This window comes from Idiomarina sp. ST20R2A10 (assembly GCF_051842345.1).
GTDB classification, from domain to species: Bacteria; Pseudomonadota; Gammaproteobacteria; order Enterobacterales; family Alteromonadaceae; genus Idiomarina; species Idiomarina loihiensis.
The window spans coordinates 47,081-63,538 of record NZ_JBNIEY010000006.1; the positions used below are offsets into that span (position 1 = coordinate 47,081).

9 protein-coding genes are annotated in these 16,458 nt (G+C 48.8%); 7 read left to right on the forward strand and 2 right to left on the reverse strand.

Going from position 1 to position 16,458, the window contains the following annotated elements; translation table 11 throughout:
* Window positions 1–427: 427 nt before the first annotated feature.
* The 3 genes from ACP7H9_RS10030 (at window position 428) to ACP7H9_RS10040 (ending at window position 8,347) form a co-directional block, all read left to right on the forward strand.
* Window positions 428–3,559, forward strand: coding sequence for a TonB-dependent receptor (locus ACP7H9_RS10030; protein WP_273024543.1), 3,132 nt, complete (start codon window positions 428–430; stop codon window positions 3,557–3,559).
* 151 nt (window positions 3,560–3,710) lie between these two features.
* Entirely contained in the window at window positions 3,711–6,863 is a 3,153-nt protein-coding gene (locus tag ACP7H9_RS10035; RefSeq protein WP_439222698.1) for a TonB-dependent receptor, read from the forward strand.
* Window positions 6,864–6,877: 14 nt separating this feature from the next.
* Window positions 6,878–8,347, forward strand: coding sequence for a Na+/H+ antiporter NhaC family protein (locus tag ACP7H9_RS10040; RefSeq protein WP_439222699.1), 1,470 nt, complete (start codon window positions 6,878–6,880; stop codon window positions 8,345–8,347).
* Here the strand turns inward: ACP7H9_RS10040 and tadA are convergent.
* The gene (gene tadA / locus ACP7H9_RS10045) at window positions 8,340–8,807 is read right to left on the reverse strand and encodes a tRNA adenosine(34) deaminase TadA (protein WP_439222700.1); all 468 of its coding nucleotides are present in this window, start codon (window positions 8,805–8,807) and stop codon (window positions 8,340–8,342) included. The genes ACP7H9_RS10040 and tadA overlap by 8 nt on opposite strands.
* A gap of 69 nt (window positions 8,808–8,876) precedes the next feature.
* Here tadA and ACP7H9_RS10050 point away from each other — a divergent pair, with 69 nt between their 5' ends.
* Window positions 8,877–10,160: an amidohydrolase gene (locus tag ACP7H9_RS10050; RefSeq protein WP_439222701.1), complete on the forward strand. Its 1,284-nt coding sequence runs from the start codon at window positions 8,877–8,879 to the stop codon at window positions 10,158–10,160.
* A 1-nt stretch (window position 10,161) separates the two neighbouring features.
* Entirely contained in the window at window positions 10,162–11,529 is a 1,368-nt protein-coding gene (mltF, locus tag ACP7H9_RS10055; protein WP_439222702.1) for a membrane-bound lytic murein transglycosylase MltF, read from the forward strand.
* A gap of 64 nt (window positions 11,530–11,593) precedes the next feature.
* On the opposite strand, the gene ACP7H9_RS10060 is transcribed toward mltF, so the two are convergent.
* Window positions 11,594–12,091, reverse strand: coding sequence for a transcriptional activator RfaH (locus ACP7H9_RS10060; protein WP_114981922.1), 498 nt, complete (start codon window positions 12,089–12,091; stop codon window positions 11,594–11,596).
* A gap of 150 nt (window positions 12,092–12,241) precedes the next feature.
* Here ACP7H9_RS10060 and ACP7H9_RS10065 point away from each other — a divergent pair, with 150 nt between their 5' ends.
* On the forward strand, window positions 12,242–12,379 hold the full coding sequence (locus ACP7H9_RS10065; RefSeq protein WP_158511967.1) for a hypothetical protein: 138 nt from the start codon (window positions 12,242–12,244) through the stop codon (window positions 12,377–12,379).
* A gap of 98 nt (window positions 12,380–12,477) precedes the next feature.
* Window positions 12,478–16,365, forward strand: coding sequence for a phosphoribosylformylglycinamidine synthase (purL, locus tag ACP7H9_RS10070; protein WP_439222703.1), 3,888 nt, complete (start codon window positions 12,478–12,480; stop codon window positions 16,363–16,365).
* The last annotated feature ends 93 nt before the right edge of the window (window positions 16,366–16,458 follow it).

Sequence of the window (16,458 nt, forward strand, 5' to 3'; positions counted from 1 at the left end):
GAATGTTAAAATTAATAAAAACCGTATAAAGCCCATGGGATAACCGTTTGAGAGCAGCCTAAGACAGTGAGTGAGAATAAAGGTTCCCGGATGACTAGGCAAGAGCTAATAATTTGATTAAAATATGTCACATATCTGACACAAAAATGTCTTAGAAGCGTAATGAAATCAGCCCGATCCCATACAGCTCCGACCTCTTGCCGCGCACTGAATACTTTTCAGGCTATTAGTTTCCCGGTAATGAATCAGCTGTTATGCCGCGGTTCTTCATCGAATAGTAAGCGAACGATCCAACTTCCTCTTCTGCGTTCGCAAAAAAGTTCCATTGCTTCTCATATTTTTTTTAAGTTTCACGAAATTGTCATAAATAAGATTTACCCTCACTTTCGCATAAATACCCAAAACCAAAATCGGGAAGAACAAAACTATGTTTAACTCTACTTTCAAGCGTACAGCTGTTGCAGCTGCTATTGCTTTTGGCCTTAGTGGTGCGGCCATTGCACAAGATACTTCATCAGTCGTTCGCGGTAACGTTGTTACTGAGTCTGGCGAAGTTGCTGCAAACGCACGCGTTGAAATTATTCACGTTCCCACTGGAACTCGCTCAATTGCTACAACCAATGAATCTGGTGCTTTTTCGAATTCAGGTTTGCGCGTTGGTGGCCCTTACATCATTATCATTGAAGGCGAGAGTGGACGTAAAGTCTATGAAGACGTCTATTTAACTCTGGGCGAGTCTTACCGTATAAATGCTGAGCTTGAATCGACCGATATGGAGCGTATTCAGGTTTCAGGTGCTGCGGTTTTAGGTGGTGAGAATCGAGGAAGCAGCAGTTTCTTCGGTGAAGGTGACATTGCTAACACCCCAACTTTTAACCGAGACTTAAAAGAAGTTGCACGTTTAAATCCATACGTTAATTTGTTGTCAGGTAGTGAAGCACCAATGAGTATTGGTGGCTCAAATCCGCGTTTCAACTCTATTTCTATTGACGGTGTCGGCGTAAACGACGATTTTGGTCTTAACGGCAACGGTTATCCAACGCAGCGCTCTCCTATCTCGATTGACGCGGTAGAGCAGGTGGCTGTAGATATGGCACCATTTGACGCTTCTCAAGGTGGCTTCTCTGGTGGTCGTATTAATGCGGTAACTAAATCAGGTTCTAACGAGTTCCATGGTTCATTAACTTATGAGCGCATGAGTGATGCCTGGGCTGGCGATCCAGTTAATCCTGAAAGTGGTGAAGAAGTTCCGTTAGACTATGAACGTGATACTTACAGTATTGCGCTTGGCGGTCCAATCATCAAAGACAAGCTTTTCTTCTTCGTTAACTACGAAAACGCACAAGAGCCGGCACAAATTGAGTACGGTCCTGCAGGCGCTGGCGCACCAAACGACAGCAACGTGACTCAGGAAGAATACAACCGTATTCGCGAAATTGCACAAACTCAGTACGGCTTCGATATTGGTAACTGGGACACTGTCCGCGATACCGAAAACGATAACTTGCTGGTTAAGCTGGACTGGAACGTTAGCAACGCTCACCGTGTTGCATTAACTTACAACCGCACTGAAGGTAACAATCTGCGCGGTGTTAGCAGCAGTCAAAACTCATTAAATTTAGACACTAACTGGTATGATTACCAGCAGAACATGGATCTGTTCCGCCTGTCATGGTTTGGTGACTGGAGTGCTGACCTTTCTAGTGAAATTTATGTTAGTCACAAATCAGTTGAATCTATTTCCGGTTTGGTAACCAGAGACTTTGGCGACGTCAGCGTACGTACCGAAAGCGGTACGCTTAACTTTGGTCCTGATTCAAACCGTCACGCTAACCAGCTAGAAAACGATAACTTCAAAATTGGCGCGAAATTCGATTACCTGGTTGGCGACCACGAAATTGAGTTCGGTGGTGAGTATGACAGCGTTGACGTTTACAACGTATTTGTTCGTAACTCTTTGGGTTCTTGGTCATACGAGTCAATTGATGACTTTGAAGCCGGTACTGCCGATGAGTTCTTCTACGAGAATGCATACACCAATAACGCTGCTGATGCAGCGGCTAACTTTGAGTTAGGTATGCTGAACTTGTACGTACAGGACAACTGGTACCTGAATGATACAATGGAATTAGGTTTAGGTGTTCGCTACGAAACCTACATGGTTGACGACAAGCCAACATTGAACGAAAACTTTGTTGATCGTTATGGCTACAGCAACCAAGAAAACTTAGACGGTAAAGGCATTTTCTTGCCGCGCGTTGACTTCAAATGGTTCGCTACTGACGACATGGTCGTTCGTGCCGGATTCGGGCGCTTCTCTGGTGGTCGTCCAAACGTTTGGATTTCAAACTCGTTCTCTAACGACGGCTATACTCTGGTACAGTTTGACCGCGACCAGGTGTCAGAAGAACAGTACCTGGAAAACCAAAACCCTGCACAAATTCCGCAAGCGGTATTGGATAGCATGGAAGCCGGTGACGGTGACACTAACAGCATCGATCCTAACTACGATATTCCGTCTGACTGGATTGCTCGTGTAGGTGTTGACTACCGTTTCGACATTCCTGGTGTTGGCGACAGCTTCCAGGCAACTGCTGAAGTTACTCGTAAGTGGATGACAGATAACAGCCAGTGGATTGATATCTCACGCTGTGTTGCTGATGAAACTGCAGCAGGCATCAACATTTATGAGCCGTGCGACCCAACAGCACCAAGCGGTCACTACGACTTACAGCTGACGAATGAAGATAAAACAGGTAAGGCGTGGTTGTTAACAACTTCATTGTCGAAGGCTTGGGATAGCGGCTTTAACGCATACGCGGCTTACACCTTCCAGGACATCGAAGAAGGTAACCCGGGCACGTCGTCTACCGCGACTTCAAACTACCAGTACAACATTGTTCGTGACCGTAATCAGGCATTACTGGGTACTGCTGACTACCAGGTTGAGCACAGCCTGAAAATTGCATTGGGTTACAGCACTGAGTTTGTTAGTGGTTATGCGTCTAAGTTTAACTTATTCTTTAACCGCCGCTCAGGTACTGCGTTCAGTTATACCATGGGTCTATACAACGATGGCGACTTCGGTGACCAGCCATACTTCCAGGGTGGTGGCTCTTACTTGCCATACATTCCAACTGGCGCGGATGACCCTGCGTTCAGCCCTGATAGTCCGCTGTCGTACGAAGAAGCGATGGCTTTCTTCCGTGACGCTGGTTTAGAACAGTATGCAGGTGGTTTTGCGCCGAAGGGTACAGGTCGTTCACCTTGGGTTACCAACATGGACTTCCAGTTCCAGCAAGAAGTGCCTGGTTTCTCAGAAGGCCACAAAGGTATCTTCTACTTTACAATTAATAACCTGTTAAACCTTATCGACAGCTCGAAAGGTAAAGTACTGAGTCAAGAGTATACTAACCAGACGGTCGTAGACTTTGCAGGCCTTGATGACCAAGGTCGCTACATGTACGAAGAAGCATTCTACGGTTATAACGACTGGAGTATCTTCGAAGCTGAAGAGTCGGCTTGGCGCTTAAAATTAGGTGTTAAGTACACTTTCTAGTTTAGTGCATAGCGCAAACGACAATGATATAAGCAATGCTAAAAGCCGCGCCTTGAGTGCGGCTTTTTTTAACCAAAATTCACAAAAATGTCACAATTAAGCTATACCTTATTTGCAGTTAAAACCAAAACAAAACTGGGAAGAACACACTATGTTTAATGCCACTTTCAAGCGTACAGCCCTTGCCGCTGCTATTGCTATGGGCCTTAGCGGCGCCGCTATGGCTCAGGAAACCTCATCCAGCCTTCGTGGTGTTGTTACCACTGAATCCGGACAGGTTGTTTCAAATGCAACTATTCAGTTACGCGATGAGCGAACCGGAAGCACTAAAACTCTAACGACTAACCAACAAGGCACGTTCTCTTCACGTGGTTTACCTGTTGGCGGGCCATACACTATAGTAGCAGAGGGCCCTAATGGCCGGACGCAGGTTGTTGAAGATGTTTATTTGACCTTAGGTGATTCACAAAACGTGAATATAGCGCTTGTATCTCAACAAGATATGGAACGCTTAAGTGTTACTGGTTCTATGACCAGCAATGCGTTATATGGCAGCAACAGTCCTGCAGCAAACTTTAACCTTCAGGATTTAGAAAACGCTCCGGCGAGTGACCGCGACTTGCGTGACGTTGTGTCGATTGACCCGCGTATCTATATTAATGAAACGAACTCTGGTGCTATTCAGTGTGGTGGTGCAAACCCACGCTTTAACAGCCTGACCGTTGACGGCGTTCGTATGAATGACAACTTCGGCTTGAACAGCAGCGGTTACCCAACTGAGCGCATGCCATTTTCTTATGACGCGATTGAGCAGGTCGCGGTAGAGTTTGCTCCGTTTGACGTTCAGTACGGTGGTTTCACTGCCTGTAATATTAACGCTGTTACCAAAACCGGTGACAACGAAATGTTCGGTGGTGTGTTCTATGACTACACTAATGACTCTTTGCAAGGCGATGAACTGGAAGGCGACAGCATTAATGTTGGGGATTTCAGTGAAAAACGTTATGGCTTTAACCTTGGTGGCGCGTTTATTGAAGATAAATTGTTCTTCTTCACTGCGTACGAAAAACTGGAAGGTTCTGACACTTTTGACCGTGGCCCTGAAGGCTCTGGTTCGGCAACAGAAGTTGTTGGCGTAAGCCAGGCGGACGTTGACCGTATCGCTCAAATTGCACAGGATATTTACGGCTATAACCCAGGTGGCTTCCCACCAAGCCTGCCCGTTGAGGATGAAAAATTCCTTGCTAAGTTAGATTGGTATATTAATGATGCACATCGCGCGTCATTAACTTACAACTATAACGATGGCTACTCTATTGCGGAGTCTGATGGCGACGCGGACGAGTTGGAATTTTCTAACCACTTCTACGAGCGCGGCGCTAAGTTTACCTCTTATGTTGGCGAGTTATACTCTGACTGGAGTGATAATTTCTCGACTGAAGCGCGTATTGGTTACTCTGAATTAGACGCTCGTGTTAACCCGTTGGGCGGCACCGATTTCGGTGAAGTGCAAATTGGTGTTAATGACGCAACGGTGTACTTAGGTGCGGATGACTCTCGTCATGCGAACAAGCTGAAGTACGATACGACCTTCTTTAAATTAAAAGGTACCTATTTAGCCGGTGACCACGTTATTTCTGCAGGTATTGAGCGCGAAGAATATGACGTGTTTAACTTATTTGTTCAAGAAGCAGAAGGTGAGTACCGTTTTGGCTCTATTGATGACTTTGAAGCTGGTACACCGGGTACTGTAATTTATGAAAGCGCTGCCGGCACTAACAATCCGCAAGACGCTGCCGCTGAGTTTGCTTACGCGGTAAATACTGCTTATGTTCAGGACGAATACTATTACGCGCCAATGGACATTACGTTCACTTACGGTTTGCGTTATGACTGGTACACCAGCGATGACATGCCGGTGAATAACCCGTTAAACCAAGAGCTGTACGGCTTCTCTAACCAGCAAAATATGGATGGACAGGACCTGATACAGCCGCGCTTCGGTTTCAACTGGTTTGTTAATCAGGACTTAGAAGTTCGCGGTGGTGTTGGCTTGTATTCTGGCGGTAACCCTAACGTATGGATTTCTAATAACTACTCAAATAACGGTGTAACTCAGTACGAGGCTTCTCGTAGTTATGCAAACGAGCCGTTATTTAACGTGCCGCATACTGGCGAAGGTCGTCCAATTTATGATATCCCTCAAGAGCTGTATGACGAGGTGGCTAACGCAAGTGGCCAGGGCCCGATCAATACTATGGACCCTAACTTCGAATTACCAAAAGAGTGGAAATATGCTTTAGGTGCAACTTACACCTTGCCGGATAACTACATTCTGATGGCTGACTTCTTATACACTGATAAGAAAGACGCTGCTGTTATCTACAACTTGGGTCTGGAGCAGGTTGGTACAGCACCAGACGGACGTCCAATTTTCGACGAGTTATCTACTGACGGACGTGACCAGGGTGACGACTTCATGTTGACCAACGTCGATGGCGACTCAGGTTCGCAGACGACTGTTTCACTGGCGCTTAGTAAGACTCATGACTTTGGTCTGGACTGGACTTTAGGCTACGCTTATAACGAAGCGGAAGACGTTAACCCAATGACCAGTTCAGTGTCGTTCTCTAACTACACTAACCTGGCAACGGCTAACGCTCAGAACCCTGGTGTTGCAACCTCTAACTATGAGATACCACATCGCTTTACCTTTAAAGCGAACTACACCAAAGAGTTCTTTGATGGTTACGACACTACTGTGACCTTGTTTGCGACTCGTAACAAAGGACGTCCGTTCTCTTATACAATGAGCGATGGTCCTTTTGGCGACATAGCTTATCAGGGACGTAGTTTGTTATACGTACCAACTGGTCTGGATGATCCAAACTTTGCCGTCGGTACAGACCGTGACGGTAATCCATTTGAAACAGGCGCTTTCTTTGACTTTCTTGAAGAGTCTGGCTTGAGCAAATACGCGGGCGGCATAGCACCACGTAACGAGTTCAACAGCAAATGGTGGACTAAAGTGGACTTGCGTGTTGAGCAGGAATTACCAGGCTTTATGGATGGACACAAAGCTTCTGCATTCTTCGTTATTGAAAACTTAGGCAATATGCTGAATGACGACTGGGGTGTGCTTTATGAAGCTCGATTCCCACGTGCCATCAATATTGCTGACGTTGAAATCAATGACGCGGGTCAGTACCAGTTCAATAATTTCCGCGACGTATCAAACGTTCAGTCACGCCAGGGTGAACCTTCACTATGGTCTGTGCGCATAGGCGTAGAGTACAAGTTCTAATTGTTTGACGCCGAATGAATAAACCGCCGCTGGTATTGCCCGCGGCGGTTTATTGTTTTAACCTCCCAGTATCAGACATTCACAAACGCACCCTAATGGAACTGAGCTGGACCAGTCTTTTACCTTCCTTATTGGCAATTGTATTTGCCATAGTCACCCGAAAAGTTCTGCTGGCGCTTATTGGCGGTATTATCCTGGCCAATATCCTGCTGTTCTGGCCTGCTCCTGAAAACATTGCCTACGGCACTTTAGAGAGCACCTGGGATACTCTTATTGACCCCAGTAATATGCTGGTCTGGTTTTTTACTCTGGGTATTGGTGCGTTATTCGGTGTGTTGGAAAACGGCGGTACGTTTAAACAGTTTGTGCTGAAACTAGAGCGCAAGCAGTGGATAGAGAGTAAGCGCCGCGCGCGCTTGATGACCTGGATACTGGGCGTTGTGGTCTTTATTGAATCGAACGTGACCATTATGATTTCCGGCACCACGTCGCGGCCTATTTATGATCGTCTGGGCATTGCCCGCGAGAAACTCGCTTATATTGTTGACTCCACTTGTGCTGCCATTTGTATTTTAATTCCGCTGAATGCCTGGGGGGCGTTTAATTTAACGCTCATTACGAACCAGGGCGTTGAGCAACCGCTGCTGGTGTTTATTCAGTCTATTGCATTTAACTTCTATGCCATTTTTGCGGTATTGCTGGCGCTGTTTGTGGCGCTGTTCGACTGGAACATTGGGCCAATGAAAGCCTTTGAGAAGAACGCGGTACCGAATCAGGTGTCGCAAAACACCTGGGGCGATGGTCCGGATGATGAGGCCAGTTTTGGCAAGGGTACGGCGGTGGTCATGACCAGCTTGATTTCACTGGTGGTTATGGTGCCGGTTATGTTGCTGGTAACCGGTAATGGTGTTCTGGTTGACGGTAACGGCACTTTAAGTGTGTTTATTGCCATTTATGTGGCATTGGGCATTGCTGTAGCCGGTACTCTGATGACACAGCCGGTTGGTCTAGTCGATGTTGGCAAGTACTTGCTCAAGGGCGCCTGGAACATTCTGCCACTAGCGGTTATTTTGTGGTTGTCTATTGCGCTTGGAGGGTTAACCCGCGACCTAGGTACGGGCGAATTCCTGGCGGCGGCTCTGGATGGTTCGGTGGCACTGTGGATGCTGCTACCGTTGATATTTGTGCTGTCGGCTATTACTGGGTTTTCTATTGGCTCCAGTTGGGGGACCTTTGCTATTATGCTGCCGCTGGCGATACCGTTGGCAATGACCTTAGGACTACCACCAGCTCCATTTATTGCTGCAGCTATTTCCGGTGGCATATTTGGTGACCATGCGTCGCCTATTTCAGATACCACTATTATTGCTTCTATGGCGTCGGGTGTTGAGCACATAGACCATGTGCGGACACAGCTGCCTTATGCGTTATTAGCCGGGCTTGCAGCGACTGTGGCTTACGCCATAACGGGGATGCTTATTTAACGCTGGCTGATTTGCGGCGGGCTCGAAAAAAACGCCGCAGAATATCGCCGCATTCTTCTGCCAGTACGCCGCTGTGCACTTCCACTTTGTGGTTCATAGAGGCGTGGTTAATAACTTCAATAGCAGTACCGGTGGCTCCGGTGCGTGGGTCAGTTGCACCGAACACCAGGCGTTTGACTCGTGCATGAGTGATTAAGCCCGCACACATGGCGCAGGGCTCAAGGGTTACGTACAGAGTGGCGTTGACCAACCGATAATTATCGATAGCCTGACCGGCAGAACGAATGGCTTGTGCTTCGGCATGGGCGGAAGGGTCGGACAAAGAAATAACCTGATTGTAACCTTCGCCAACAATTTTATCGTCCATGACCAATACCGCGCCAACGGGCACTTCGTCTGCTTTTTGCGCCTGTTCAGCAAGTTCTAAGGCTCGCTGCATGTAGATTTCATCGGTTGTCATGAGGGCGATTTTAGCGCAGGATATTACCCAGTACCAGAATAACAATCCGCACTTATGCAGGAGAGAACAATGAAGAAGCTCATTATTAGCTTAATGCTGGCCAGTAGCTTTGGCTATAGCGCTCAGGTTGCTGCACAGCAGTCGCCGGTAAAAGTCAGCAGCGACTTAGAAGCTCAGGTCATTGAATGGCGTCGCCATATTCACGCCAACCCGGAACTGAGTAACCGTGAGTTTGAAACCGCCAAAATGGTGGCTGAGCATTTGCGTTCTCTGGGCATGGAAGTTGAAACTGGTGTTGCGCACACAGGTGTCGTTGGCGTGCTAAAAGGCGGTAAGCCAGGGCCAACTATAGCTTTGCGTGCGGATATGGACGCTTTACCTGTTACAGAGCAGACAGATGTTCCTTTTAAGTCAACCGTGAAATCAGAGTATCGCGGCAATGAAGTGGGTGTGATGCATGCCTGCGGGCATGATACTCATGTTGCTATGTTAATGGGTGCGGCAGAGAAATTAGCCGAAATGAAAGACGAGCTGGCCGGTAACGTGATGTTTATTTTCCAGCCAGCTGAAGAAGGCGCGCCTGAAGGTGAAGAGGGCGGCGCGGCATTGATGCTGGAAGAAGGGCTTTTTGCTGATAACAAACCAGAAAAAGTCTTTGGTATTCATGTCTGGGCAGGTTTTCCAACAGGTCATGTTGGTTATCGGAAAGGTCCTCTGATGGCTTCTGCAGATAGATTCGAGATTAAAGTGAAGGGCAAGCAGGCTCATGGTTCAGCTCCGTGGACAGGCGTTGACCCTATTGTGACTTCGGCACAAATTATTAATAACGCACAGACCATTATCAGCCGTCAGACCAATATTACCAAAGCGCCAGCGGTTTTATCCTTCGGTATTGTGGAAGGTGGTGTGCGTAATAACATTATTCCGGACGAAGTGACCTTAATTGGTACTATCCGCAACTTTGACATGGACATTCGCTCGGATATTCACGAGAAATTAAAGTTAACGGCAGAAAAAACGGCTGAAGCAAACGGAGCCGAAGCTCACGTTCATGTCGATTTAGGCTATCCGGTAACCAGTAATGACGCGGACTTGGTTGAACAGATGCTGCCAATAACTAAAGCGGTGGCGGGAGCTGATAAAGTGCAGGAAGTACCATTAGTGACTGGTGCTGAAGACTTCTCGTATTACGCACTGGAAGTGCCGGGTATGTTTGTATTTTTGGGGGTTACCCCACCAGAGCGTGATATGGCTAATGAACCAAGCAACCATTCGCCACACTTCTATGCCGACGAAGACGCACTGAAAACCGGTACGGAACTTTATGTGAATTGGGCTCTGGAATCTCTCTAATATGCCGAAGTCTGCAGTATCGCTGTTTGCTATTTTACTGCTGGCCGCTAGTGTAATAACGGCCTGCAGTCCTCAAACCCGCCCCAATGCCATGTCCGTAGTTCAGGAACGCCAGGTATTGCGGGTGGGAACATTGATAAACCCAACCAGTTATTATTTTGACCATGACCGGGAGCAGGGCTTCGAGTACGATTTGGCGAAACGCTTTGCCGACCGTCTTGGGGTTGAGCTGGAAATGGTGCCGCGCTTTGACGTAAATGACTTGTTTACCATGCTGCGCCGCGGTGAAGTTGACATTGTCGCGGCCGGACTTGACCGGACATCGACGCGTGCTCAGCTGTTCCGTTTTAGCCCGCCTTACGACATTATTAGCCAGAAAGTGGTTTTCAAGCAAGGTTCACGGCAGCGCCCGCGTGACTTACAGCAAATTACTGATGGTGAAATTGTTGTAGTAGAAGGCAGTTCGCACCATGAGTTTTTAAAAAGTCTGGGTGACAGTATTCCTACTTTAAAGTGGCGCGCGACCCGGGACCATGATGCGGTTGAATTGCTACAGATGGTGATTAGCGGCGAGGTCGATTACACCATTACTGACAGTACTGCATTAGATATTCAACGGCGGTTTCATCCTGATTTAAGTGTGGCTTTTACGGTAAAGCATGATCAGGACATTGCCTGGGCTTTACCGCAGGGTAAAGATGACTCTTTGTTTGCCGCCGTTATTGAATATTTTGGTGAGATTCGTTCCAGTGGGCGTTTAGCCCATATTAAAGAGCAGCACTTTGGTCATGTAAAACAATTTAACTATGTCACTACCAGCTTATTTATTGAAGCGGTAGAGCAAGTTTTACCCGGTTATATTGAAACCTTTAAAGAACATTCGGGCTCGCTTGACTGGCGGTTACTGGCTGCTATTTCCTATCAGGAGTCGTTGTGGAATCCGCGAGCAGTGTCTCCTACAGGTGTGCGCGGCATGATGATGCTGACTTTGCCTACAGCGAAAGCTATGGGCGTTAAAAGCCGCTTGAATGCCGAACAAAGTATTCGCGGCGGTGCGCGTTATCTGGAGCGTATGTTGAATAGGGTGCCAGCAAGAATTCCGCAACCTGACAGAACCTGGTTTGCGTTAGCTGCGTATAATATAGGATTCGGTCATTTAGAGGACGCGCGTATAATAACGGAGCGTCAGGGTGGTAACCCGGACCGTTGGGTGGATGTGAAGAAACGCTTGCCGCTGCTGAGACAAAAGCAGTTTTACCGACATACCCGCTATGGTTTTGCTCGAGGCGATGAGCCCGTGACCTATGTTGGTAACATCCGCCGCTTTTACGACACATTGAAATATTTAGATGAACAAGGGCGGCTGTAGCCGTCCCGCGACGTAGCCTGACATTTATGTCAGGTGGGGTATCGTTCCTGACGTAAACGTCAGGCTACTGAAACTGCAGTTCTTTGTAGCTGAAGTTGGCTTTGACTTCTTTTTGCATCCATTCCAGCATAACGAAGCAGCGCGATTCACCGTCCAGCTTCACAATTTTAGCAAGGAATCCACGGAAAGGGCCTTGCCGAATTTCGACCGTGTCGCCTATTTGAGGTGCCTGTTCATCGGTCAGTTGGTCGACACCTCGCATTTGATCAATCCAGCTTTGCGGAACCTTCGGAATGTTGTCGCCAAAACGCAGAACACCAGCGACACCATAGGTGCTGCGCAACTTGTAAAACTGCTCAATAATGTCATCGGGTTTAACGAACACATAGCCCGGGAACATACGCTCAACGACTGAGGTACGCACACCCCGACGAACCTTTTTTACGGTTAACTCGGGCGCGAAAACGCCGAACCCCTGATTTTCCAGATTCAGTATGGCGCGTTCCTCCTGCTTAGGCTTGGTTCGTACTATGTACCAAACGTCAGATTCGAGTTCATTCATAACAGGTCCTTTTGTGCGTCGGCCGCCGATCTTTCCACATTAGCCTAAGTTACGCAAATTAGGCTGGTAAACGAACATAAAGTCGTTGCAAAAAACCGCTATGACACGGTAAGCTGATTAAGCATTTCAACGCAATAAAGGCCTAAGTCTATGCAAGCCAACCGCCTCAGACGTGAAAACAACTCTCGCCGTCGTGCCGTTATTCGTAAGCGTAAACAACGTATTATTGAGCGCCGCGAAAAGTGGTTTCGCATAGTGAACCGCGAAGGCACCCCGAAAATTGAGTAGCCAAACGTGCATGTCAGGTTCGATATTGTACCTGACATGAATGTCAGGCTACTGTATAATCTGCCAGCAAAAATCGCCCAGCTTTGGAGACCTTGCTTGTGGAAATCTACCGCGGTGCACCTGCCTTATCAGCCTTCAAAACAACGAAGCAACTTGAACAACTGAAACAGGCAGGAATTCCTGTCAAAGAGCTTTATGCCGAGTATCAGCACTTTGTTGATTTGCACCATGAACTGAGCGACGAACACCGTTCCGTATTGGTTCAGTTACTGAAGTACGGCCCTGAAATGCCGGCACACGAGCCTCAAGGTGCTCTGGTACTGGTTACTCCCCGCATTGGTACTATTTCTCCTTGGGCTTCAAAGGCCACTGACATTGCCCACAACTGTGGCTTGAAAAGTATTCATCGTGTTGAGCGTGGTGTGGCTTTCTATTTGCAGGGTGACTTGTCGGCAGAAGAGCTGAAGCAAGCGGCGTTACTGTTGCATGATCGTATGACCGAAAGTGTCTTGTACGATATGAACGACGCGCAGCAGCTATTCCGCTCGCAGGAACCGCAGCCATTGTCTTCGGTGGATATTCTGGCAGGCGGCCGTGAAGCTCTGGCACAGGCCAATATCAGTCTGGGTCTGGCACTGGCCGATGACGAAATTGATTATCTGGTAGAAAATTTCCGCAAACTGGATCGCAACCCGAACGACATTGAGCTTTATATGTTTGCCCAGGCAAACTCTGAGCACTGTCGCCACAAGATTTTTAACGCCGACTGGACCATAGACGGCGCGGAACAGCCTAAGTCGCTGTTCAAAATGATTAAAAACACCTTTGAAACCACACCGGACTACGTGTTGTCGGCCTACAAAGACAACGCTGCTGTTATGGAAGGCCATGAAGCCGGGCGTTTCTATCCTCAACCGGACAGCATGAGCTATGGCTACAGCCACGAACCGGTGCATATTTTGATGAAGGTGGAAACGCATAACCACCCAACCGCGATTTCTCCTTACCCGGGGGCTGCAACCGGCTCCGGCGGCGAAATTCGCGATGAAGGCGCTACCGGTGTTGGTTCTAAACCCAAAGCTGGCCTGGTGGGCTTCAGCGTTTCTAACCTGAATATTCCGGGCTTTAAGCAGCCGTGGGAAGAAAACTACGGCAAACCAGCGCGTATTGTTTCGGCACTGGATATTATGCTGGAAGGCCCCTTAGGCGGCGCAGCCTTTAATAACGAATTTGGCCGCCCGGCTCTGACCGGTTATTTCCGTACCTACGAGCAAGCGGTCGACAGCCACAATGGGCGCGAAACCCGCGGTTACCATAAGCCAATTATGATTGCCGGCGGTTTAGGTAACATTCGTGAAGCTCATGTACAAAAAGGTGATATTCCGGTTGGCGCTAAGCTAGTTGTACTAGGTGGCCCGGCTATGAACATTGGGTTAGGTGGCGGCGCAGCATCGTCTATGGCGTCGGGCGAGTCGACCGAAGATTTAGATTTTGCTTCAGTGCAACGCGAAAACCCGGAAATGGAACGCCGTTGTCAGGAAGTGATTGACCGCTGCTGGCAGCTAGGTGCCGATAACCCTATTGCCTTTATTCACGACGTAGGCGCTGGTGGCCTGTCGAATGCGATGCCGGAACTGGTTAGTGATGGTGGTCGTGGTGGTCGCTTTGAACTGCGCGAAATACCAAACGATGAACCGGGTATGACACCGCTGGAAATTTGGTGCAACGAGTCGCAGGAACGTTACGTTATTGCCATTGCACCGGAAAACCTGGCGCGTTTTGAAGCCTTGTGTGAGCGCGAGCGTGCAGAGTACGCGGTTATTGGTGAAGCGACTGAAGAGCTTACTATTTTACTGAACGACGCCAAGTTCTCGAATCAGCCAATTGATTTGTCGTTGGACGTGCTGTTAGGCAAGCCGCCGAAGATGCACCGCGACGTGGCTCGCTTACAGACTGAGGGTACGCCACTACACCTTGAAGCCGCTGATTTGAATGACGCCGCTGACCGTTTATTGCGCTTACCGGCTATTGCTGAAAAAACATTCTTAATTACCATCGGTGACCGGAGTGTTACTGGTTTGGTTGCCCGTGACCAAATGGTGGGCCCGTGGCAGATACCGGTGGCGGACGTTGCGGTAACCGCGTCCAGTTATGATAGCTACCATGGTGAAGCGATGGCTATGGGTGAGCGCACACCGCTGGCGTTACTGAACTTTGGTGCTTCGGCCCGCATGGCAGTAGCAGAGTCTTTGACTAATATTGCCGCTGCGGACATTGGCGACTTAAAACGCATTAAATTATCCGCCAACTGGATGTGCGCAGCTGGTCATCCGGGTGAAGACGCAGGTTTGTATGAGGCCGTTAAAGCCGTCGGTGAAGAGCTGTGTCCTGAACTGGGTATTACTATTCCGGTAGGTAAAGATTCGATGTCGATGAAAACTCAGTGGCAGGAAGACGGCGAAGACAAAGCCGTGACAGCGCCAATGAGTCTGGTTATTACGGCGTTTGGCCGGGTGAATGACATTCGCTCGACGTTGACACCGCAGTTGCGCACCGACAAAGGTCAGTCGCATCTGGTGCTGATTGATTTAGGTAAAGGCCAGAACCGTTTAGGCGGCTCTGCACTGGCGCAGGTGTACCAGCAACTGGGGCAACACACGCCAGACCTGGACGACACTGAAGCTTTTAAAGCTTTCTTTAACACCACGCAGCAGTTGGTAACCGAAGGTCGTTTACTGGCCTACCACGACCGTTCGGACGGTGGTTTATTCACTACTGTTGCGGAAATGGCCTTTGCCGGTAACTGTGGCGCGAAAGTGGCACTGGACGAATTAGGCGAGGATAACTTAGCGACTCTGTTCAACGAAGAGCTGGGTGCTGTGATTCAGGTGAGTGATGAACAGTATCAGCAAGTTATGGATGCCTACAGTGAGGCTGGCTTGGGTGACTGCGTGAAACGCATTGGTGAACCAACGCATGAAGACGCCATTGTCTTTACCCGTGAGGAACAGAATGTATTAGCCCAGAGCCGTACGCACTGGCGTACTGTGTGGGCAGAAACAACGCACCACATGCAGCGCCTGCGTGACAACCCAGTGTGTGCTGACGAAGAATTCCGTCTGAAACAACGTGCCGATAACCCGGGTTTACTGGCCGACTTAACTTTTGATCCTTCTGAGGATATTGCTGCGCCTTATATTGCTAAGGGCGTTGCGCCGAAAGTGGCGATTCTGCGTGAGCAGGGCGTGAACTCGCATTACGAAATGGCCGCGGCGTTTGACCGTGCCGGTTTTGAAGCGGTTGATGTTCACATGAGCGACATTCTGGCTGGTCGTGTCTCGCTGGAAGATATGCGGGCACTGGCTGCTTGTGGTGGCTTCTCGTATGGCGACGTATTAGGTGCCGGTGAGGGCTGGGCTAAATCTATTTTATTTAACGACCGTGCGCGTGAGCAGTTTGAAGCTTTCTTTAAGCGTAACGATACACTGGCACTGGGTGTGTGTAACGGCTGTCAGATGTTGTCGACTCTGAAGCAGTTAATTCCGGGAACCGAGCATTGGCCGCGTTTTGTGACCAACCGCAGTGAGCGTTTTGAAGCGCGCTTTAGCCTAGTGGAAGTACAGGAGTCTAAGTCTATTTTCTTAGGTGACATGGCGGGTTCGCGTATGCCAATTGCAGTGTCGCATGGCGAAGGCCGTGCTGAATTTGCTAACCCTCAGCAGCAGTCACAGCTGGAGCAAAGTGGTCAGGTTGCACTGCGTTACATTGATAACTGGGGTGAAATAGCTGAGCAGTACCCGGCCAACCCGAATGGTTCACCCAAAGGCATTACCGCAGTGACCAGTGACGATGGTCGTGTGACTGCAATGATGCCACACCCTGAGCGTGTGTTCCGTACCGTAGCCAACAGCTGGCATCCGGACGAATGGGGCGAAGACAGCCCATGGATGCGCATGTTCCGCAACGCCCGTAAGCACCTCGGTTAGCTGGGCGTGTAGCCTGACGTTTACGTCAGGTCCAGATCTCACCTGATGTGAACATCAGGCTACAGCGGAGACGCTACGAGTTCATCCCTGAAG